General features: G+C 35.6%; 18 protein-coding genes. 11 read left to right on the top strand and 7 right to left on the bottom strand.

Features of this window, described 5'->3' with window-relative positions:
* Positions 1–13: 13 nt before the first annotated feature.
* Positions 14–217 carry a small acid-soluble spore protein, SasP family gene (sasP, locus tag ABH959_RS15665; RefSeq protein WP_000013349.1) on the bottom strand — a complete coding sequence of 68 codons (204 nt, stop codon included), beginning with the start codon at positions 215–217 and terminating at the stop codon, positions 14–16.
* 653 nt (positions 218–870) lie between these two features.
* Between sasP and ABH959_RS15670 the strand changes: the two genes are divergently transcribed.
* On the top strand, positions 871–1116 hold the full coding sequence (locus tag ABH959_RS15670; RefSeq protein WP_404492930.1) for a hypothetical protein: 246 nt from the start codon (positions 871–873) through the stop codon (positions 1114–1116).
* A 16-nt stretch (positions 1117–1132) separates the two neighbouring features.
* On the opposite strand, the gene ABH959_RS15675 is transcribed toward ABH959_RS15670, so the two are convergent.
* On the bottom strand, positions 1133–2593 hold the full coding sequence (locus ABH959_RS15675) for a YheC/YheD family endospore coat-associated protein (protein WP_113936707.1): 1461 nt from the start codon (positions 2591–2593) through the stop codon (positions 1133–1135).
* A gap of 19 nt (positions 2594–2612) precedes the next feature.
* Complete coding sequence (locus tag ABH959_RS15680; protein WP_404492825.1) at positions 2613–3665, bottom strand: YheC/YheD family protein; 1053 nt, start codon at positions 3663–3665, stop codon at positions 2613–2615.
* A gap of 125 nt (positions 3666–3790) precedes the next feature.
* Here ABH959_RS15680 and ABH959_RS15685 point away from each other — a divergent pair, with 125 nt between their 5' ends.
* Complete coding sequence (locus ABH959_RS15685) at positions 3791–4936, top strand: DUF445 domain-containing protein (RefSeq protein ID WP_215599019.1); 1146 nt, start codon at positions 3791–3793, stop codon at positions 4934–4936.
* Between the two features lie 143 nt (positions 4937–5079).
* Positions 5080–5436, top strand: coding sequence for a YlbF/YmcA family competence regulator (locus ABH959_RS15690; protein ID WP_404455526.1), 357 nt, complete (start codon positions 5080–5082; stop codon positions 5434–5436).
* 128 nt (positions 5437–5564) lie between these two features.
* Here the strand turns inward: ABH959_RS15690 and ABH959_RS15695 are convergent, their stop codons facing one another.
* On the bottom strand, positions 5565–6194 hold the full coding sequence (locus tag ABH959_RS15695) for an NDxxF motif lipoprotein (RefSeq protein ID WP_215599017.1): 630 nt from the start codon (positions 6192–6194) through the stop codon (positions 5565–5567).
* Between the two features lie 24 nt (positions 6195–6218).
* On the bottom strand, positions 6219–6776 hold the full coding sequence (locus tag ABH959_RS15700; RefSeq protein WP_113936703.1) for an HAAS signaling domain-containing protein: 558 nt from the start codon (positions 6774–6776) through the stop codon (positions 6219–6221).
* A 400-nt stretch (positions 6777–7176) separates the two neighbouring features.
* Here ABH959_RS15700 and alsS point away from each other — a divergent pair, with 400 nt between their 5' ends.
* The 4 genes from alsS to ABH959_RS15720 all read left to right on the top strand — a co-directional run bounded on the left by alsS (position 7177) and on the right by ABH959_RS15720 (position 12098).
* Positions 7177–8865 carry an acetolactate synthase AlsS gene (gene alsS, locus ABH959_RS15705; RefSeq protein WP_404492826.1) on the top strand — a complete coding sequence of 563 codons (1689 nt, stop codon included), beginning with the start codon at positions 7177–7179 and terminating at the stop codon, positions 8863–8865.
* 16 nt (positions 8866–8881) lie between these two features.
* Positions 8882–9640: an alpha-acetolactate decarboxylase gene (gene alsD / locus ABH959_RS15710; RefSeq protein ID WP_404492827.1), complete on the top strand. Its 759-nt coding sequence runs from the start codon at positions 8882–8884 to the stop codon at positions 9638–9640.
* Between the two features lie 218 nt (positions 9641–9858).
* Positions 9859–10938, top strand: coding sequence for a tetratricopeptide repeat-containing glycosyltransferase family 2 protein (locus tag ABH959_RS15715; protein WP_215576785.1), 1080 nt, complete (start codon positions 9859–9861; stop codon positions 10936–10938).
* Between the two features lie 50 nt (positions 10939–10988).
* Complete coding sequence (locus tag ABH959_RS15720) at positions 10989–12098, top strand: glycosyltransferase family 2 protein (protein WP_113936699.1); 1110 nt, start codon at positions 10989–10991, stop codon at positions 12096–12098.
* A 179-nt stretch (positions 12099–12277) separates the two neighbouring features.
* On the opposite strand, the gene ABH959_RS15725 is transcribed toward ABH959_RS15720, so the two are convergent.
* Positions 12278–12892 carry a DNA-3-methyladenine glycosylase gene (locus tag ABH959_RS15725; RefSeq protein ID WP_193664387.1) on the bottom strand — a complete coding sequence of 205 codons (615 nt, stop codon included), beginning with the start codon at positions 12890–12892 and terminating at the stop codon, positions 12278–12280.
* A 134-nt stretch (positions 12893–13026) separates the two neighbouring features.
* On the opposite strand from ABH959_RS15725, the gene ABH959_RS15730 reads away from it, so the two are divergent.
* The 4 genes from ABH959_RS15730 to ABH959_RS15745 all read left to right on the top strand — a co-directional run bounded on the left by ABH959_RS15730 (position 13027) and on the right by ABH959_RS15745 (position 22723).
* Positions 13027–13899, top strand: coding sequence for a Cof-type HAD-IIB family hydrolase (locus ABH959_RS15730; RefSeq protein WP_113936697.1), 873 nt, complete (start codon positions 13027–13029; stop codon positions 13897–13899).
* 409 nt (positions 13900–14308) lie between these two features.
* Complete coding sequence (locus ABH959_RS15735) at positions 14309–19264, top strand: SpaA isopeptide-forming pilin-related protein (RefSeq protein WP_404492828.1); 4956 nt, start codon at positions 14309–14311, stop codon at positions 19262–19264.
* A gap of 141 nt (positions 19265–19405) precedes the next feature.
* Positions 19406–20896, top strand: a complete 1491-nt coding sequence (locus ABH959_RS15740) for a coproporphyrinogen III oxidase (RefSeq protein ID WP_002010930.1) — start codon at positions 19406–19408, stop codon at positions 20894–20896.
* Positions 20897–21166: 270 nt separating this feature from the next.
* A complete protein-coding gene (locus ABH959_RS15745) occupies positions 21167–22723 on the top strand; it encodes a fatty acid--CoA ligase (RefSeq protein ID WP_016094693.1) in 1557 nt (518 codons plus the stop codon).
* Between the two features lie 38 nt (positions 22724–22761).
* Here the strand turns inward: ABH959_RS15745 and ABH959_RS15750 are convergent, their stop codons facing one another.
* On the bottom strand, positions 22762–23232 hold the full coding sequence (locus ABH959_RS15750; protein ID WP_404492829.1) for a hypothetical protein: 471 nt from the start codon (positions 23230–23232) through the stop codon (positions 22762–22764).
* Positions 23233–23386: the final 154 nt, after the last annotated feature.

Below are 23386 nucleotides of genomic sequence, written 5' to 3' on the forward strand. Positions count from 1 at the left end.
TTGCCATATATATTTATTTTTGGAATCCGCCAAGACTTTGCTCAGCCATTGCAACTAGACGTTTTGTAATTTCTCCACCAACAGAACCGTTAGCGCGAGCCGTAGAATCTGCTCCTAATTGTACACCAAATTCTTGAGCGATTTCGTACTTCATTTGATCGATTGCTGCTGTTGCACCTGGTACTACTAATTGATTGTAAGAGCTTTGGTTTGCCATAGGAATATATCCTCCTTAGAGTTATAAAATTTTTTTTGGTTGGACTAGCTGGATTTGAACCAGATTATCGCCCCGTTTGGCGCTAATCCATCGGTAATTAAGTTTGTACTCATAGTATGGATGTTACCTAGAAAGATATACAAAAAAATAATTTGTAAATTTTGTAAAAAATATTTCATCATTTCGTAAATTATGAAATGAGAGTAATCGTTGTATTTTTAAGAAAGAAGGCTAAACTAAGAGCGAAATCATATGCGTTTTTTTCTTTGTATAACCAGCTTGGCTTACTTAACTTATGATTTGTTAAAGTGAGACAAATTCCAGTTTAGTAAAATGAAAATTAAATCGGGAGCAACTGCATAGTTCTGTTTTAACCCAGGGTAGGGTAGAAAAAGGAACTGACCGCGTCTATGCACGGCTAGATGCTCTCTTTAATCTAAAAAAGAAGCTTTTAAACGAAAATGTAATTAAAGTGAGATAAATTAAAGCTTAGTAAAATGAAAATTAAACGGCAACAACTGCATAGTTCTGTTTTAACCCAGGGTAGGGTAGAAAAAGGAACTGACCGCGTCTATGCACGGCTAGATGCTCTCTTCAATCTAAAAAAAGGGCTTTTTAATTGTTTTTAAACGATAACGTATGGAGGAATCATGATGGGAATTTGCCCGCTTTGCAACGCGCTAGAATCACAAACATATTCTTGTCAAAATTGCCAAGGTATACTCCAAGATTATGGGAAAACTGTAGATTACATAGATGATTACAGTGCATATATGGATCAAGAATTATTAAGTGCAGTAGACGGTTTAACACATAATAATTCACAGGAGTATTGCAATCATGTTTTTTATTGCGGAATATGTAATGTGGAAACTGAAGTTGTAGTGAAGCTCGTTTAAATAAAAAACTTCCACCTTATGAAGGAGGTGGAAGTTTTTGTTTTTGTATTTGTGAGTTAATCATAGGGGAAGGGATGTTTTCGGTATGTGACGAAGGATCTGATTTTATTTGTGACATTTTTTCTTTCGTATCGCGCAAAGAGTGTTCAGTTAAATAGATGGCATATTCATAAAATAATTGGCGCGTAAGTTCACTTTGTTCTTTTAACTTTTCATCTTGGAATACAGTTCGCCCCGGTTTAGAATTTGCTTCAAATAGCCACGGGTTTTCCGTGGTGTCTAAACCAATGTCAAAACCAATCTCTCCAATGTTCCCGGTTACTTGCCCATCAAGTGCATAACTGATTTGTAAGGCTGTTTGTTTTAGTTTATTTTCAATTTGAACTTGCTTTGTTGAATCAGGAAATAGTTCCTGAAGTAATTTCGTATCACCGCCGCTATTTACATGAGTTGTTAAGCTACCTTTGCCGGCGATTTTTGCGACGATTGCACTGACTACCCAATTACCAAAATGGTTTTTATTTGTATGAATGCGAAAATCGACGGGTTGCCCTTCGAAGCGGAGCAGTGAGATACCTTGTTGTACGATAAACTTTTTTAAATCATGTCCTTTTAACACATGGTTAAGAAGGGCTTCTAATGATTGATACTTTCTTAGTTTGTTTTGTTCATTTTCACGATAACGACAATAGTAGCAATTATCAGTTTGAGAATAGAGTATTTGATGAATATTTCTTCCGAAGCTACCGTGTATTGGTTTCATATAAATGTACTTATACGTACCGAGAAGTCGTTCTACTTGTTCAAAATGTTGAAATACTTCTGTATTTGGTAAGAATGGTTTAATTGAATCTTCTTTCATTAAAAGTTGATGCACTTCCCATTTATTGAAAAATCCCGGATTAAACCACGGAATCGCATAGTCGCTTTCTAAACGTTTTTTTGCTCTTACGATAGGTTTGTAATTTTCTGCTTGCCGATTTGGTAAACGGTCGTAAATGACATTTGGTAAAGGGACTTTGTTTTTTACCCATTTTCCTTCTTGAAAGAAGTACCCTTCAATTGTTTCCTCTTCCCAGTTTATATGTTGAAGGCCAAAGACAAATACAAATGGCTGTAATGTGAATGGTGGTGTTAATAACTCACTGAGAGAGATGGAACGACTTCCTAAAGGAGAATTAGAATCATCGTTAAAGCCAGTTGTGAAAATCCCGATTAATGGGCCGAAAACAATGGTTTGATTGTGTAAGAAGGCATGGATTGTCGTCGAATGCGGTAGTAAAAGATCGGCTGCAATCTGTTCGCCAATAATAATTTCTCGCGTGAATGAATAATGAATTTTAATATTCTCACATGTAATATAACGTAAGCCAAAGAAAAAGGATGTAATTGGTGGTGTAATAGAAAAAACGTAAGGTAAAGTAATACTATTTGGATGCTCATCTGAAATACTTAATGTATATATGTGCTCTTTCAACGGGGATTTCCTCCTTTCGTTATGGTGTAAATCGGCTAAACTTTAATGGACCATGAAAAATTTGTTCAGCCAGTTCGTCGTTGTACCTAGTATAAACTTCGTAAGAAGGCATCGTATTGACGTACATAAGCCAAATGGCACCTTTTTGATCCATAATGGTAGAAAGCTCTAGTTCAAATAATGAAGAATAGGACTGATCGAGTGTTTTAAAAACTTCGGTTACAACATCATGTAAAGCATCTTTTAATAATTGGACGCCAGTTGGAGAAAGTAAATATTTAATTTTAGAAAATGGATGTAACATAGAACGTTCTGTTGCTGAAAGTAAAAATTGTGCTGGGAATGAAGATTTTTGTATAAATTGACCGAGCACTTTCCAATTCTGTTCTTTATTTTTTTGCATAATGGTTCGAATATGAATCGGATATGATAGTTGATTTGGAGGTTGTAACATTGGATGAATCATATAACGGAATGAGTGTATGTTCGATTTGCACCATGATATAAATTCATCTGTTCGTTTGAATTGAGTAGAAGTATGATGTTGTTCATTTATTGTATCGATATGAAATGTTTTATTTTTGTAAGTGGCCCGATATAAATTTTCATTGGAGTGTATATTGATTGGTCTTATAATAATATCTCTTGTTTCTAGTAGTAATTTAAAAATTCCTTGTACTGTTCCTTTTATTATTTTTGGTACGTAAGGGGAAAGACGTTTATTAGTAAGAAAAAGATTGTGCAAATCACTTGGGTTAATAAGTGTGTTGTTTAAAAAAGTAGTGGAAGAACGTTTGTGTAATGAATGAATAATCGCATTTGCTTGTTGGAATTCCTCATCCTCTTTGAAATGACAACGATCATATATATATGAAGGAATGGGAAAGGTTTGATCTATCCAATTTCCTGTATCTGTATCGTAAATAAGACCAGAAACAAGATCTGTCTTTGAATCAATGCTAAACGGTGTGAATTGGGCAACGACGTTATGATAAAGACGAGCTCGCTTAGCGATTTCGGTGTAATACGTTTGCTCGTGATGGAGCCCGGAAGTTAAAAGACCAAGAACCAACGAAATCACTCCTTTAGTAATAAGATGTTTGCATTATAGGCGAAGCTATATATTGCAAATACGTTTTTATACCATTATACTTTTGTCCGTATGATGATATGCTATAGTTTTGGAGAAGTGAAAGGTTGATTGTGATGAATATATGGTTAAATATGTTAATAACGACAGGGCTCGGGGCAATTATTGGAGGATACACAAATCATTTAGCGATAAAAATGTTATTTCGTCCTCATCGTCCGATTTATATTGGAAAGTTTCAAGTTCCATTTACGCCAGGGTTAATTCCGAAGCGCCGCGATGAGCTTGCTGTTCAATTAGGTAAAATGGTTGTAGACCATTTGTTAACACCAGAAGGAATCGGAAAAAAACTAACAAATAAAGAGTTTCAAACCAGTTTAATTCGCTGGACACAAGTGGAAGTTGATAAAGTAATTACAAATGAACAGTCGTTACGGGATATGTTAGAAAAATGGAATTTAGAACATGTAGAAGAAGAGGCGATCGGGAAAATCGAACATGTTATTACAGAAAAAATTCATGCATTTTTAGCAGAGTACTATACATATACATGGGAACAGGCGTTACCTCATTCTGTTCATGAAAAAGTAGAGAATGCGATTCCGAATGTAGCATCTTTTATTTTAAAAAGAGGAATTAGCTTTTTGGAAAGTGAAGAAGGAAAGGAACGCCTTTCAAAAATGATTGATGACTTTTTCGCTTCTCGCGGGACGATGCTTAACTTAGTTGGTATGTTTTTAGGGAATGTAAGTTTAGTTGATCGCGTGCAGCCGGAAGTCATTAAGTTTTTAGGACAAGATGGAACAGAGCGTCTGTTAACTGATGTACTGCAAAAAGAGTGGGAAAAGTTAAAAGGAAGAGACGTAAAAGAATTAGAAATGTTCGTAGAGAAAGAAATGATTGTGAACTCCATATTGTCGGCAGTTAAAGTAGAGGAAACAGTGAGTAGATTTTTAAATCAGTCTGTTCAGCAAGTATGTGAGCCAGTTCGAGAAACAATCGTTGAAAAAGTCGTCCCTAGCGTAGTAGAGAAAGGCTTGAAGTGGGGGACAGAAAATGTGGGAAGTATATTGGGAAATCTACAGCTTGCGGAAATTGTCCAGCAGGAAGTATCTACATTTTCAACAGAGAGACTAGAAGATCTCGTATTGTCCATTACAAAAAATGAGTTAAAAATGATTACATATTTAGGGGCGTTATTAGGGGGGACAATTGGATTTATTCAAGGCTTGTTACTCTTGTTCCTTAAGTAATAAAGATGGGTGTATAGAAATAAAAGTGAAATTTCTTCCCATCTCATGCATAGTTTGATATGGTAAGAAGAGGTGCGTATGTAAATGCACTTAAAAGGCAGTGTGAGCGAAAAGCGCTAGCCTTCTAAAGGAGGAAAAATAAAATGACAAAAAACATTCATGATGTTGCATATGAATTACAAAAAACAATCGCTGAAAACGAAGATTTCCAAACATTAAAAGCAAGCTACGCAGCAGTACAAGGAGATGCAGAGTCAAAGAACTTATTCGAAGAGTTCCGTACAATGCAACTTGGCCTACAACAAAAAATGATGCAAGGCCAAGAAATCACTGAAGAAGATAACCAAAAAGCACAAGAAGTTGTAACTCGCATTCAACAAGATGCAAAAATCACAAAGTTAATGGAAACTGAGCAACGTTTAAACATCGTTATCACTGACGTTAACAAAATCATCATGAAGCCACTTGAAGAATTATATAGCGCGCAACAACAAGCGTAATAGTGGAAGACGCCCCTTGGATGGGGCGTCTTTTTTATTTAGGGAATTTGATAGTTATTCCACAAAAAATCCCCTTCAAAATAGTCATTCTTTAGTGACTATTTTGAAGGGGATATGTGATACAACCTTTAATTTTTTTTATTACTGTTGATTGAAGTTTTAATATTTTTTTCGTTCAAAAAGTTTTCAATTTCTTTTTGCTTTCTTCCATTAGCTTTAGTGAAATGTTTTGAAAAAGAAAAATCTATATCTGGTAAGCTACTATTTTGCATAAATTTATCAGTTTTCTGTTTTAGTTCTAATATAAGTGCCGTAGATGATGAAATAAATTCATAGATTTCATTTGAAGGTTTTTTATAATCATCAGGGATCGTATTATTATTAATAAAATCGTGGAAATTTGTATCATTTTGTTTCGCTAAATCTATTAGTTTTTGTAATTTTTCTCGATCGGATTCAGTAAAATTCTTATCAGAAATTGTTGAAACAAGTGGAATGATGTTTTCAGATAATTCCCAACTATAATCTATATAATTTTTTATACTTTGTTTCATTTCATCTTCATTAATAGTTTCATTCTTTTTTTGAGAGCTGAATATATGTTCTGGAATTTTAATAGTAACATCTTTAATAGATTGTGCATTGTCTAATTTATCATATCGTGTATCATTTGCTTCATTAGATTGGTTACTGTTTGAACAAGCTGATAGAAATAAAATTGTAAGTAACATGAGTGGATATAAAATATACTTTTTCATATTAATCTCCTTTTACATTCATTATTATCTTTGTAAAATAGCTACATTCCATTTCAAATATTTTACTAAAAGTGCGTATATATGTTTTATCATTTGGTAAGATATTACGGATATGAGTAAGCCGATGCAAAAAGCGATGAACACATTATAAACATCGGAATAACTGATTTGATGAAAACCGTTAAAAAATCCTAACCCTATTAATAAAATAGGTGAAATGATTAATAATGGAGTGGCAATTATAAGTGCTAGAAGAACCGGTAATAAAAAGAGTAGTACGAAAAAGGCGATAATGATAAAGGCAAAGTTTAAAACACTTAAGCTCATAACAGAAAATAGTGCGGTTATCATATTTTTGAAGCTTCGTTTATTGTCAGCGTTGTTTATTGCATATGAAACATTAAGTTCTTTAGCAATAGTTTTAGGGTCTCCTAGTTTTCTAGAAATTTCTTCTTCAGATTTCCCATCCTGTTTAGCACTGATAAAATGAGTTTCATACTCTGAAATAATATCTTTCTTTTCTGCATTAGGCATATTCCGCAAGGAAGAACTAAGTTGTTCCAAAAATTCACTTTTGTTCATAACAATCACTTTCCTTTATAAAATGATGAATTACAGCTGAGAATCCTATCTTTTGAAAAGGGGGATACGAATTACAAGGTGCGTTCCAATTATTGGGCATTCCAATATTTACAAATATATCATTTAGTAGTGTTCTTTGCAAGGTACTATAATCTTATTAATACTGTGATTAGATGGAATTTTTTCGTGCATTTTTAGAGGAGATATAAAAATATTATTTTAGGATAAACAAAGGGTTGTAAGCGTATTCCTTAGAGGTTGTCAAAAAACTGTCAAATTCATATTGTTGGAAAAATAATGCATTTGTAATATAATGATAAACAATACTTCACCACATTAATTAACTAGGTGAAATTAAAAATCTTTATTACACACATTATGAAATAAAGGAATGATTAGTTTGAGTACAGGTGTAAAAGCAAACGACGTGAAAACAAAAACAAGAGGAGCAGATCTTGTTGTTGATTGTTTAATTAAACAAGGTGTTACACATGTTTTCGGTATTCCAGGAGCGAAGATTGATTCTGTATTTGATGTACTGCAAGAAAGAGGACCAGAGTTAATTGTTTGTCGTCATGAACAAAACGCAGCATTTATGGCAGCTGCTATTGGTAGATTAACAGGGAAACCGGGTGTGTGTCTTGTAACTTCAGGACCAGGGACATCAAATTTAGCGACAGGTCTTGTTACTGCGAATGCGGAGAGTGATCCCGTTGTTGCTTTAGCTGGTGCAGTTCCGCGTACAGATCGATTAAAACGTACGCATCAATCTATGGATAATGCTGCATTATTCGAACCAATCACAAAATATAGCGTAGAAGTCGAGCATCCTGATAATGTGCCAGAAGCACTTACTAATGCATTTCGAAGTGCTACTTCTACAAATCCAGGAGCAACACTTGTAAGTCTTCCGCAAGACGTTATGACTGCGGAAACGACAGTAGAGTCTATTGGTGCGCTTTCTAAGCCACAGCTTGGAATCGCTCCCACAAATCATATTGAATACGTAGTAGAAAAAATAAAATCAGCAAAATTACCAGTAATTTTACTCGGTATGAGAGCAAGCACCAATGAAGTGACGAAAGCAGTTCGTGAGTTAATTGCGGATACAGAACTTCCTGTTGTTGAAACGTATCAAGCAGCTGGTGCAATTTCACGTGAGTTAGAAGATCATTTCTTTGGCCGCGTTGGATTATTCCGTAACCAACCAGGTGATATTTTACTAGAAGAAGCGGATTTTGTTTTATCTATCGGCTATGACCCAATTGAGTACGATCCGAAATTCTGGAATAAACTTGGCGACAGAACGATTATCCATCTTGATGACCACCAAGCAGATATCGACCATGATTATCAACCAGAGCGTGAATTAATTGGTGATATCGCTTTAACTGTAAATAGCATTGCGGAGAAATTACCGAAGCTTGTATTAAATACGAAATCAGAAGCAGTTTTAGAACGATTACGCTCGAAATTATCAGAGCAAGCAGAAGTTCCAAATCGTGCTTCAGAAGGTGTTACGCATCCACTTCAAGTCATTCGTACACTTCGTTCTTTAATTAGTGACGATACAACCGTTACATGTGACATCGGTTCCCATTCTATTTGGATGGCAAGATGTTTCCGTTCTTATGAACCACGTAGACTATTATTTAGTAACGGTATGCAAACGTTAGGTGTTGCACTTCCTTGGGCAATTGCCGCTACTTTAGTTGAGCCGGGTAAAAAAGTTGTTTCAGTGTCAGGTGACGGTGGTTTCTTATTCTCAGCGATGGAATTAGAAACAGCGGTACGTTTAAATGCTCCGGTTGTCCATCTCGTATGGAGAGACGGTACGTACGATATGGTTGCGTTCCAACAAATGATGAAATACGGCAGAACATCAGCTACAGAGTTTGGCGATGTCGATCTTGTGAAATATGCGGAAAGTTTCGGGGCGTTAGGTCTTCGTGTCAATACACCAGACGAATTAGAAGGTGTATTGAGAGAAGCGTTAGAAGCAGAAGGCCCTGTCATTGTTGATATTCCAATCGATTACCGTGACAACATTAAATTAAGCGAAAAACTATTACCAAACCAATTAAACTAATGGGGGCATGAGTGAGATGACTGTTGCGCAATTAATTGATATTGATGCAAAAAGAACGAAAACGAATAATGAAGTATATCAAACATCTACAATGCTTGCGCTATTAGATGGTATATATGATGGTGTGATTAGCTTTGAGGAATTGAAAGAACGTGGTGATTTCGGCATCGGCACATTTGATCAATTAGATGGTGAAATGATCGCGTTTGATAACGAATTTTACCATTTACGTTCAGACGGCTCCGCAGAAAAAGTAGAGCCAGAGGAAACAACACCGTTTGCGACTGTAACGTTTTTTGAAAAAGAAATGAGTTATACGGTAGAGCATCCGATGAATCGTGAAGAAGTGGAAGCGTTATTACATGAATTAATGCCAAGTAAAAACTTATTTTATGCGATTCGAATGGATGGTACGTTCCGTGAAGTAAGAACGAGAACTGTTCCAAGACAAGAAAAACCGTATACGCCGCTCGTTGAAGTGACGAAATCACAACCGATCTTTTCATTTAAAGATACAGAAGGTACGCTAGCTGGATTTTGGACACCAGATTACGCGCAAGGTATTGGTGTAGCTGGTTTCCACTTACATTACATTGATAATGAAATTCGCGGTGGCGGACATGTTTTCGACTATGTTGTAGAAAACTGTACGATCCAAATTTGTCAAAAAGCTCATATGCATTTAGCACTTCCTGAAACAGCTGATTTTATGGCGGCGGAATTATCAAGAGAAAACTTAGAGAATGATATTGCGACCGCGGAAGGTGCGGAGTAAAAAGGAATCGAAATTATGTATTCTCTATATAAAGAACCGAAGTCTTGTTCAGGCTTCGGCTTTTTTCATTGATTTGCAATCTTCGAGTGAAATTACCCTATCCAATTTCACTGCACCGCCTCATTATGTTTCTTTTGTAAAATGAAAACTCAATTTTGAAGCAAAAGAAATATAAATTTCTCTCCAAACATATACATCAAAAGGATAGGGGGGATATGATGGAAAACTCCATTACTATTAGTTTATGCATGATTGTAAAAGATGAAGAACAAACTATATCAAAATGCTTAGAATCGGTTAAAAGTGTTGTGGATGAAATTATTATTGTAGATACAGGTTCAACAGATGGTACAAAAGAAATTGTGAAGAAGTACGACGCGAAAGTTTATGATTTTCAATGGATTGAAGATTTTTCAGCGGCACGAAATTTTGCGTTTTCTAAAGCTACAAAAGAATATATTCTTTGGCTAGACGCAGATGACATAATAGATACGGAAGATATAAAGAAATTGTTGCAGTTAAAACATACGTTAGATCGTAGTACGGATGCAGTATCTATGAAATATTATTTAACTTTTGATATAGAAGGAAATCCAACACATTCTTTAAGGAGATATCGATTAGTCAACAGAAGTAAAAATTTTCAATGGTATGGATTTGTTCATGAATATTTAGAGGTGTATGGAAATCTTATAAATAGTGACGTAGGGGTAAGTCATAAAAAAGAAAAAGCATATACTAATCGTAATTTGAAAATATATGAAAAACATCTTGAGAGTGGAAAAGAGTTTAGCCCCCGCGATGTGTACTATTATGCAAATGAATGTAAGGATCACAGATTATTTGATAAGGCTGTTAAGGGGTATTCTAGGTTTTTAGATGAAGAAAAGGGTTGGGTTGAAGATAACATTCAAGCTTGTTTAAAAAGAGCCGAATGTTATTTAGAATTGGGGGACTTAAAAAAATCTATACAGTCTTGTTTGCAATCATTTACGTATGACACGCCTAGAGGAGAACTTTGTTGCCACTTAGGACGTGTATTTTTGCAACAAGGGGAATATTCTAAAGCGATATATTGGTACCATGCAGCAATTGACGGGCCAAGGCCAAAGGATTCGCCGTTTGTCCGAGAAGAGTGTCATACATGGTTGCCGCATATTCAACTATGTATTTGTTATGATCGAATAAAAGAATATGAAAAGGCAATTTATCATAACGAACAAGCTGCACAGTTCATACCTAATAATCCAAGCATTGAATATAATAGAAAATATTTTGATAGTTTATCGGAAAAATAATATTTAATAATACTAGATAATCATTTTGGCTGCTGAGAGGAGTTTGATTCATGCTCACAAGTATAATTATATTGACTCATAATCAATTACAATATACAAAAGAATGCATCCAAAGTATTAGAACTTATACAGTGGAACAAGAGTATGAGTTAATAGTTGTGGACAACGCGTCAACAGATGGTACTGTAGAATGGTTACAAAAACAATCGGATATTATGCTAGTGGAAAATGCGGAGAATATGGGTTTTCCAAAGGGATGCAATCAGGGAATTAAAGAGGCAAAAGGTGACAATATTCTATTATTGAATAATGATGTGGTCGTAACTGAAAATTGGCTAAGCAACTTAATTCGGTGTTTATATGAAAGTAAGGATGCTGGAGCGGTAGGGCCCGTAACTAATAATGCCGCTTACTATACTGCTATACAAACTTTTTATAAAGATATTGAAGGAATGCAGAAGTTTGCAACTTTATATAATCAAAGTGATAAAGATAAATGGGAAGAACGTATGAAATTAATCGGATTCTGTATGCTTATAAAAAAATCAGTGTTAGATGAAGTTGGATTATTAGATGAACGATTTACACCGGGGAATTATGAAGATGATGATTTGTCACTAAGAATGTTTGAAAAAGGATATAAATTGTATTTATGTAAAGATACATTTATTCATCACTACGGAAGTGTCTCATGGAGAGAAGATAGTGTTAAATTTTCTATTTGTTTACATGCGAATAATATAAAATTGTATGAAAAATGGGGATTTTATGGTGAAAGTTTATATATTCATTGTGACTTACTAGCGATTTTAGAGCGATTTGCGCCTGATAAAGTAAATATTCTTCATATAGGAGCTGGATGTGGTGCCACTTTATTAAAAATGAAAGGGTGTTATCAGGCAGTTTCTTTATTCGGAGCGGAAAGTAATGAAAAAGCGGCAGCTCTTGCAAATAGGGTAGCTCCTACAACTTCTGCTGCGTATGACAAGTTACATGAGGTATTTATAGATGAAAAATTCCAGTACATCCTACTATCACATCCCATTGAGCCAGCGAAATTACCGCATGTCATACAATCTATGGCACAACTTTTAACGCCAACAGGAACTTTCGTTATGTCGAAATTCAATTTGGAAAATTATTATGCATTAAAAAAATAATGCTTTTAAGATTTTCTCTTTGGAGATGAACTGTATTTGGAAATGCTTTAGGAACAACGGTTTCTTTTATAGAAACAAAACCGAAATCCGATCCCGGATTTCGGCTTTTCGACGTGTGATGAATTACGAAAAAAGAGCTATCCTATAAGTTGGTTTCACTTACTTATAGGATAGCTTCTTTATTTTGAAACAAACGGGTGCTTTTCATAATAAAACCGCCATGGATAGTGAACGGCTTCTTCTGCATAATCAATGTTAATACGAGGGCCCGCTATTATGTTATGTGTGGATGATAAATGGTCTTCTTCAGGAACTAATTCAATATGTAACGTATCACTTTGAAGTGATACGCCGCGCTCTTCTAAAGTGATTCCGAGCGCGCGGCATAGTTTTCCGGGGCCATTTGTTAAGTTTTTATACTGAGCTTTCGTAATGTCAGTTTTGTTGTAGCGCGCTAGTTTCATGTCTTCGATTCCATCTACAGGTTCAAGAGCACGAATGAGAACTCCTTGCGGGGTACCGATTGGTGCTGTAATTACGTTAAAGCAATGATACATGCCGTAAATTAAATATACGTAAGCATGTCCTGGTGCGCCGAACATTACTTCTGTTCGATTAGTCCGTCTGCCTCCATAACTATGAGCGGCCTTATCATCTGGACCTTTGTATGCTTCTACTTCTACAATAATTCCGCTCCGCTTTATGCCGTCTACAATATGAACGAGTTTATGTCCGAGTAACTTCTTTGCGACCACTAACGTATCGCCTTCATAAAAAGAAGGTGGTGCCTGCATTGTGCTATCTCCTTTGCCAGTTGTATATGTATATAGTAAACCAAATTTTCAGTAGTAATTCTAACTCGTTCTATTTACTACATTTATTTCATAAATTATGGATAGAGTACAACAGCGAAGAGGGGGAGTGCGACATGATTTATCGCTTACTAGCTCTTAATATAGATGGGACACTACTATACAACAACGGAAAAATCGCAAAAGGGTTACGGGAGACAATTGACTTTGTGAAAAGAAAAGATGTATACGTTACATTGTTTACGAATCGTAATTTTCAATCTGCTCATAAAATAGCGAAGGCGTTAAAATTAGATTCTATATTAGTTACACATGGTGGTGCTTTCGTTTCAGCAACGTTAGATAAGCCGTTCGCTCAAAGGAGATTATCTGAAGAGAAAACCTTTAATATCGTGCAAGTGTTAGAGCATTTTGATTGTAATGTTCGCATTTCTCATGAACGATATTCAATTGGGAATCGTGAAAGAAATACACCAAACTTAATTGCGCGTACTGTATTATCAAGCGCAGATCCATTGTTTTATCCGGTTCAATTTGTAGATTCGCTAGGGGATGCACTGCGTGATCATCCAGTAGCTGCACCAAAAATTGATATTGTTTTCCATACGAAAGGTGAAAAAGAAAGAGGGATGAATACGTTAAGAAAGGCATTTCAAGATGTGGAGTACGTTGAGTGTGATGAGAGACGTATAGAAATTCTCCCTCAAAATGTATCAAAACTACGTGGTTTACAATTACTTGGGGAGCATTTAAATATTAACCTTAGTGAAATGGTTGCGATTGGAGATAGCATAGAAGACTTAGAGGTAATTGAAAATGTTGGGCTTGGGGTAGCGATGGGGAACGCTCCTGTAGAATTAAAGAAAGCCGCAGACTGGATTACACGTTCTAATACTGAGAACGGCGTAGAATATATGATTAAAGAGCATTTCCGTAAGCAATTTCCGCTTCCATTTTTAAAGAATCATAAACATACACCGAAACGATGAAAAAAGAAACGTAGCATTTTCGCTACGTTTTTTTGTCGACTTTATTTGAAAAGTTTAAATCAATATTCCAATAGGGAATGAAAGCTTTTCAGGGGATGAATTGTGTCTGGAATCTATACAATTCACTTGAATACTCTAGGAAACTGTTGTAGAGTGGATGATGTTGCCGAAATATTTACACCACATGAAATATTCTTCAGATTAATTTTATTGAGCTCCCGTACGTAAAAACATTTCCGCGTGATAGTTTAGTTCACGTATTATCTCAAAAATGAATTGTAGTAATTTTATTAATTAGTTGTAGAGTTTCTTTGTTTTATTTAAATGGATTATTTTAAATTAATGTGAGTAAGACTTGGTACATATGAAATGTACTTCTTTTGTGGGTTTAGGAAGCTTAAAAGGGGGAATGAATTTCTTGAGGAAATCATTTAATCAAAAAGTAAAAAAAATAAGTAGTAGTTTTATAGTTGTATTACTAATATGTATGAATTTTTTAATCCATTTACCATTTAAAGCAGAGGCAGCTACAACAGAATTAAAAGGTTTAGGTGATGTATCTTATTACAACGCCATCATTTTTGGAGATCATAGTGCAACGAGTGCGGATATTGAGGGTGCGATGGCTGTTCAAAAAAATATGAACGCATCAAGTTATACAGTCCTAGCGGCTGCAACTGGAGCAAACAACTTAGCTGGAGCAACATGGAAAGATGAAGGATATCCATCATTATTACTAGGTGGTCAATTTACGAAAGCGGGAGCAGGACAAGTAATCATCCAAGATGGAACAGTGGCGATGACAAAAGATGGTGACCCAGAAGGTGCAATGAAATCATCTTATGACCGTATCTCTTATAAAGAGCAAGTAGAGATTGATGCCAAGTTCAAAGAATTTAGAAAAGACGTTGATGGTGTAATTGGGGATGCGGGTCAATTGCAAACTGATAAGCCAAAACTTAATATGAGCTTTGGAATCGGTGAAGATGTAAACAACCCTAATATTTACGTTTCTTCAGGCTTAACAGGAAAGAAAATATTTGATGTAAGAGATGTTTATCTTCCGAATGTAAATAACAAAGACTTTATTGTTATTTATTCAGACGCAGAAGAAGTGAATTTTGGTAGCGGTGCAATTTTGTACGATACGAGAAATACTGGGATGGCAACAGACTTAATTAATACATCTCAAGCATATGACCCTAATTCAGCTTTTACTGAGTTAGCTAATAAAGTCATTTGGGTGTTCCCTAATGCTACAAAGATAACAACTAAAGGTTATGGTGTAGTAGGTAGTTTGTTTGCGCCTAATGCTGTTGTAGAGACAAAAGGTGGTTCTATTAACGGACAAGCCTATGTTGGAGGATTACACCAAAGAGATGGATTTGAGGTTCATAACTTTAAATTTAATTGGCCAAAGTGGAATAAGCCAGTAGTTGAAAAAGGAAACTTACAAATTAAAAAAGTTGATGCAAATGATGAAAATATTGTTTTAAAAGACGCAAAGTTTGATGTTATAGACAAAGATAATACTGTTCTGGCTACTGTTACAACGAATGAAAAGGGTATTGCTGAAGTCAAGGATTTACCACTTGGTGACTATTTTGTAAAAGAAATAAGTGCACCAGAAGGATATATAAAAGTTGATACATCAGTAAAAGTAACAATTGATAGTACCAACGTAATTGAAATTGTTATGAAGAATACGAAAAAAGTAGAGAATGGCCAATTTAAATTATTGAAAAAAGATAGTGAATCTGGTCAACTTCTACCAGGTGCAAAATTTGATGTTATAGATAAAGATGGAAATGTTGTTGAAACAATTATTACAGATGGTAAAGGTGCAGCTTTATCAAAACAACTTCCAGTTGGAACATATACATTAAAAGAAGTTGAAGCACCAAAAGGTTATGAGATATCATCTAGCTCAGTTCGTGTTGATGTAGAGGCTAATAAAGTAGTTACTGTAGATGTGTTGAATAAAAAGATCGTTGAAAAAGTAACAGGTCAATTTGAAATCGTAAAAGTAGATGCGAATGATAAAACTAAGCTACTATCGGATGCAGAGTTTGAAGTGTATAAAGATGGTAAAAAAATAGATACATTACGAACAGATAAAACAGGTAAAGTAATCTCTAAGAAATTAGAACCAGGAAAATATACATTAAAAGAAACGAAAGCACCACAAGGATATAAGTTGTTAAAAGAAGAAATTGAAGTCGTTGTGGAAGCAAACAAAGTAGTACAAGTACAAGTAGAAAATGCGAAAGAACTAGGAAGCTTACAAGCAATCAAAAAGGATGCAGAGAGTGGAAAAGTTCTAGAAGGCGCGGAATTTAGACTGAAGAACGAAAGTGGTCAGGTAGTTGGAGAAGCGAAAACAACGAATAAAGATGGCGTAGTTCAATTCGAAAACTTAGTGCCAGGAAAGTACACGTTAGAAGAAACGAAAGCGCCGGAAGGCTACAAAGCGGTAGAAGTAACAATAGAAGTAAACGTTGTAGCGAATGAAATGGTAAAACAAGAAGTTACGAATGAAAAAGTAACAGGTCAATTTGAAATCGTAAAAGTAGATGCAGAAGATAAAGCGAAAGTATTATCAGACGCAGAATTTGAAGTGTACAAAGATGGTAAAAAAGTAGATACGTTACGAACAGATAAAACAGGTAAAGTAATATCTACGAAATTAGAACCAGGAAAGTACACATTAAAAGAAACGAAAGCACCACAAGGATATAAGTTGTTAAAAGAAGAAATTGAAGTCGTTGTGGAGGCGAACAAAGTAGTACAAGTACAAGTAGAAAACGCAAAAGAGCTAGGAAGCTTACAAGTAGTCAAAAAGGATGCAGAGAGTGGAAAAGTTCTAGAAGGCGCGGAATTTAGACTGAAGAACGAGAGTGGTCAGGTAGTTGGAGAAGCGAAAACAACGAATAAAGATGGTGTAGTTCAATTCGAAAACTTAGTACCAGGAAAATACACGTTAGAAGAAACGAAAGCACCAGAAGGCTACAAAGCAGTAGAAGTAACAGTAGAAGTAAACGTTGTAGCGAATGAAATGGTAAAACAAGAAGTTACGAATGAAAAAGTAACAGGTCAATTTGAAATCGTGAAAGTAGATGCGAATGATAAAACGAAAGTGTTATCAGGTGCAGAATTCGCATTGTATAAAGATGGCAAAAAGGTAGCGGAACTGAAAACAGATGAGAGTGGAAAAGTGATGTCACCGAAATTACCATTAGGTGAATATACAGTGAAAGAAACGAAAGCACCAGAAGGTTACAAGCTTTCTAATAAAGAATGGAAAGTAACAATTCAAAATGAGAACGAAATAGTAAAAGTAGAGGCAGAAAATGAAAAAGTCTTAGGTTCTCTACAAATTATTAAAACGGATGATAAAGATCAAGCGAAACGTTTAGCAGGCGCAGAATTTACATTGAAAGATGTGAAAGGAAATGTTGTAAAAGAAGGAATTACAACAGATGAGTCTGGAACTGTTAAAGTAGACGGACTAGTGCCGGGTGAATATACGTTAGAAGAGACGAAAGCGCCAGAAGGTTATGAGTTAACAAAACAAGTAATTCATGCAACAGTTGATGGTGAAAAAGTTATTGATGTAAAAGTAACGAATAGTAAGAGCCTTGGTCAATTCGAAATCGTAAAAGTAGATGCAAATGATAAAGCGAAAGTATTATCAGACGCAGAATTTGAAGTGTATAAAGAGGGTAAAAAAGTAGAGACATTACGAACAGATAAAACAGGTAAAGTAATCTCTAAGAAATTAGAACTAGGAAAATACACATTGAAAGAAACGAAAGCACCACAAGGGTATAAGTTGTTAAAAGAAGAAATTGAAGTCGTTGTGGAAGCGAACAAAGTAGTACAAGTACAAGTAGAAAACGCAAAAGAACTAGGAAGCTTACAAGTAATCAAGAAGGATGCAGAAAGTGGAAAAGTTCTAGCAGGTGCAGAATTTAAATTAAAGAACGAAGCTGGTCAAGTAGTTGGAGAAGCGAAAACAACAGATAAAGATGGTGTTGTGAAATTCGAAAACGTAGTACCAGGAAAATACACGTTAGAAGAAACGAAAGCGCCAGAAGGTTATAAAGCGCTAGAAGTAACAGTAGAAGTAAACGTTGTAGCGAATGAAGTAATAAAACAAGAAGTTACGAACGAAAAAATAGCAGGTCAATTCGAAATCGTGAAAGTAGATGCGAATGATAAAGCGAAAGTATTATCAGACGCAGAATTTGAAGTGTATAAAGAGGGTAAAAAAGTAGAGACATTACGAACAGATAAAACAGGTAAAGTAATATCTACGAAATTAGAACCAGGAAAATACACGTTAAAAGAAACGAAAGCACCACAAGGATATAAGTTACTAAAAGAAGAGATTGAAGTCGTTGTGGAAGCAAACAAAGTAGTACAAGTACAAGTGGAAAACGCAAAAGAACTAGGAAGCTTACAAGTAATCAAGAAGGATGCAGAAAGTGGAAAAGTTCTAGCAGGTGCGGAATTTAAGTTAAAGAACGAAGCTGGTCAAGTAGTTGGAGAAGCGAAAACAACAAATAAAGATGGTGTTGTGAAATTCGAAAACGTTGTACCAGGAAAATACACGTTAGAAGAAACGAAAGCGCCAGAAGGCTATAAAGCGCTAGAAGTAACAGTAGAAGTAAACATTGTTGCAAATGAAGTAGCAAAACAAGAAGTATTGAATGAAAAAGTGAAAGAAAAAATTACAGGCCAAGTAGAAATTACAAAGGTAGATGCTAATGATACAGATAAAAGATTAGCAGGCGCAGTCTTTGAAATTTTGAAAGACGGAACAAAAATAGACACATTAACAACAGATAAAAATGGTAAAGTAACTTCGAAAGAATTGGAGCCAGGAGATTATATTTTAAAAGAAGTTCAGGCACCAGAAGGATACACTTTATCTGATAAAGAAATCAGATTTACGATTTCTAATCAAAAAATTGAAGCTATAAAACTTCAAATTACAAATCAAAAAGAGCCAGGTGAAGGAACGGAAACACCAGGTGAAGGAACGGAAACACCAGGTGAAGGAACGGAAACACCAGGTGAAGGAACGGAAACACCAGGTGAAGGAACAGAAACACCAGGTGAAGGAACAGAAACACCAGGTGAAGGAACGGAAACACCAGGTGAAGGAACAGAAAAGCCAGGCGAAGGAACAGAAAAGCCAGGTGAAGAAACAGGAAAGCCTAATTTACCAGAAAAAGGACCGGGTTCTTCTAATAATCAACAACTGCCAGCTACAGGGCATGATATGAATTATCTTCCATTCGTCGGTTTTGTTCTTCTGTTATTAGGAATACGTTTAAGATTTATGACTAAAAATAGTTAATAGATGTATAAAAGGCATAAGAGGAATGTTATCTCTTATGCCTTTAAGTTATTAATAGAAGAAATAAGGTAAAAGCTTCTGTATTGACCTGCAAACGCCCTTCAAGTAAACTAAAGAGAGTTTGCAAATGAAAAGGTGATAATGTTGTTAATTTCAATTAAAACGTTACAAGACGATCGTTTTTTACGTCCGCTACAAAATATTGGCGGTTTATTTTTTGAAGAGAGCACGATAGGGTTTGAGAAAGAAGAAGCAAATCTTATCGTTGATATACAGATAGAAGGTAATGTGACAGCATCGGCTCGTTTAACAGATGTTGCAACCGGAAATGTATATGAAGAAACATTCGCAAAAGATTTATCTGCTTTCACAGAAGAAAAAGAACGTATGAAGCAAGTGAAACATGTTGTTTCTTACGTATATCTTTCTGTACTTCAACAGCTAACTGGACTTGAACAGAGCTGGGGAATATTAACTGGGGTACGCCCAACGAAACTTCTTCACAAACTGCTTCAAAATGGTATGTCAAAAGAAGAAGCACATAAAGAACTTCGTGAAAGTTATTTAATTCATGAAGAGAAAATTGAACTTCTTCAGCGTATTGTTGATTGCCAATTAGCGGTTGTTCCGGATTTATACCGTTTGAAAGAAGAAGTAAGTATTTACATCGGTATTCCGTTTTGTCCTACAAAATGTGCGTACTGTACGTTCCCGGCTTATGCAATTAACGGACGCCAAGGATCAGTTGATTCGTTCTTAGGCGGGTTACATTATGAAGTTCGTGAAATTGGTAAGTTTTTAAAAGAAAAAGGTGTTACAGTTACGACGATTTATTACGGCGGCGGTACACCGACGAGTATTACAGCAGAAGAGATGGATATGTTGTATGAAGAAATGTACCAAGCTTTCCCTGATGTGAAAGATGTACGTGAAGTAACAGTTGAGGCAGGTCGCCCAGATACAATCACACCAGCAAAGCTAGAAGTGTTAAATAAATGGAACATTGACCGTATTAGTATTAATCCGCAGTCATACCATCAAGAGACACTAAAGGCAATTGGACGTCATCACACTGTAGAAGAAACGATTGAGAAGTATCATTTAGCACGTGAAATGGGAATGAACAATATTAATATGGATTTAATTATTGGTCTTCCTGGTGAAGGATTAGACATCTTCAAGCATACGTTAGATGAAACAGAAAAGTTAATGCCAGAATCATTAACAGTTCATACGTTATCATTTAAACGTGCTTCTGAAATGACGCAAAACAAACGTAAATATAAAGTAGCAGGTCGCGAAGAAATTACTGCGATGATGCATGAGGCGGAAGAGTGGACGAAGAACCATAATTACGTACCATACTATTTATATCGTCAAAAAAATATTTTAGGTAACTTAGAAAACGTTGGGTATGCAATACCGACGCAAGAAAGTATCTACAATATTGTTATTATGGAAGAAGTACAATCGATTATCGGACTTGGTTGCGGGGCATCAAGTAAATTTGTTCACCCACAAACAGGAGCAATTACACACTTTGCGAATCCGAAAGATCCAAAATCATATAACGATGGCTTCGTGAAATATACAGAAGATAAACTGAAAATTTTAGAAGAGCTATTCGTGTAAGAAGAAGGGGGTTGTTCCGATTTGGAACAGCCTTTTTTATATTGTCAGTTTTTGTCGGTAAGTCGATATATTCGAAAAATAGCTGATATAAATTTGGTTGCGTTCGATATATTCAAAAAATCGCCAATATAATTTCATTTACCATCAAACGGTCCATTTGTAAAACTATGTCGATAATAATCAGAAAAATTAGTCATATTATTAGAGGACAATGTCTACTTATAGACGAAATGATAGATTTATGAAAGAGAAAAGGGGGAAATTGTTGGCATGTACATGACGATAGGGAGAATTTTTGATTTGACAGTTGGCAAATATCCGAATAAAGAGGCGTTAGTAGAACCAGAAAAAAATATTCGTTGGACATATAAACAGTGGGATGAGCAAATAAATAAAACGGCGCAAGCTCTATTGAAAGAAGGAGTAAGAAAGGGAGATTGTGTATCTGTTTACCTATATAACTGTCGTGAATTTGTAAACGTTTACTTAGCCTGTGCGAAAATTGGCGCGATCTTCAATCCAATTAATTTCCGCTTAAAAGCAAAAGAACTATCGTATATCCTCCAAGATGCAGCCTCGAAAGTAGTTGTCTTTGAAAAAGCAGTCGAATCAACAGTTGCTATGATTGAACGAGATTTTCCAAATTCGTCTTTTTGGTACGTGGAAGACGATGCACCTTCCTATGCTAGTTCTTACCATGAAAAAGTAAATGAAGCATCAGCTGAAAAAGTAGATATTGTAGTCGATGAAATGGATTTTTGTTCTATGCTTTATACGAGCGGAACGACTGGTCATCCGAAAGGCGTACTACATCGTCATCGTGATATGGCTGAGCATAGTATGATTTGTACGTATTTCATAAAATATAACAGGGATAGCGCCGGGCTTGTGGTAGCACCTTTATATCATTGCGGCGAGTTAAATGCTGGAATTATACCGCGCATTCAAGTTGGCGGAAAGAATGTTATTTTACATCATTTTGATACGGATAGAGTATTACATACCATTCAAGAAGAGAAGATTACGACGTTTTTTGCAGCACCGACGATGTGGAATATGTTACTGCAAAAAGATCTAACTAAGTATGATTTAACTTCAATGAAAATCGGTGTATATGGCGGGGCTGCAATGGCACCGGCGCTAGTGAAGGAATGTAAAGAGCGCCTTTATATTGATCTTGTTCAAATTTACGGAATGACAGAAATGGGACCAGTTGTTGCGTTTCTCGTAGAAGAAGATCAAATTACGAAAGCAGGTTCAGCAGGAACACCGTGCTTTAGCCATGAAATTCGAATTGTGAAACCGAACGAAGATGGACCAGCAGAGCCAGATGATACGTTGCCTCCTTATGAAGTAGGGGAAATTATTTTGCGCGGTCCAACTATGATGGCTGGATATCATAATCGAGAAGAAGCAAATGCAAAATCGATGTATAAAGGCTGGTATCATTCTGGTGATTTAGGTTACTTCGATAAAGACGGCTATTTATTCGTTGCAGACCGCGTTGATGATATGGTAATTAGCGGTGGCGTAAATATTTATCCTCGCGAAATTGAAGATTTTCTTCATAGTCACCCTGGTGTATTAGATGTTGCAGTACTTGGTGAGCCAGACGAATTATGGGGAGAGCGTGTCGTTGCGGTTGTTGTAAAGAAAGATAAAAATATTTCAGAAGCTGATTTAGAAATGTATTGCAAAGAAAGTGATGAATTAGCCGACTATAAACGTCCGCGTCATTACTTATTTGTAGATGAACTTCCTCGTAATGCGAGCGGGAAGTTGCAAAAATTTGTGCTGAGAGAGTCGTTAAAAGGTATGAAAAAATAATGAAAAAATGCCTTTCCAAATTCGGAAAGGCATTTTTATTACTTGCGTGAGAAACCTTCTTCATCAAGGTATTCCGCAGCTTCTGGATAAGAGTTGAATGTACCGTCTAAGTTTACGCCAGCGTAAACGTTCCACATGTCATCCTCTTGAATAAGAGTTAGGATATGACCGTCTTCGTTCTTCCATTCTTCTTCTGCAGCAGGTTCCATTGGTACTATAATTTCCTCTGGCTCCTGTGATAGACGTTCAATTACTTTTTCAATTAATGAACGCAGTTCTTCTTCTGAAAACTCACGGATGTTAATCATACCTTTAGCATCTGTTTTATAACCTTTAATGAAGTATGCATATACAAATCCGTTTCCGTTTGGGTGTAAATGATATACAACGTTCTTTTTATCTAAACGACTTTCTTCAAAGTGAAAGTTTACGCGTTTTAATGATACGTTCTTTCTTTCTAATTCCGGGAAAGATTCAATAATTGATAATTTTTCTTCAAAAGTTAGCATAGTGCCTCCAAGTATATAGTAAAAGATTTAATTTGTTCATTATAGCATAGTCAAGTTTGTTTCCAAAGGTAGATTCGTCATATTGCTGTTTTTTAGTTTGACTTTGGAAGGCTATTTGTAAATGTAGACGTTTACTTCACGAGACTGTAAAGAG

The organism is Bacillus sp. RC51 (genome assembly GCF_044908115.1).
In the GTDB taxonomy this organism is placed as follows: domain Bacteria; phylum Bacillota; class Bacilli; order Bacillales; family Bacillaceae_G; genus Bacillus_A; species Bacillus_A mycoides.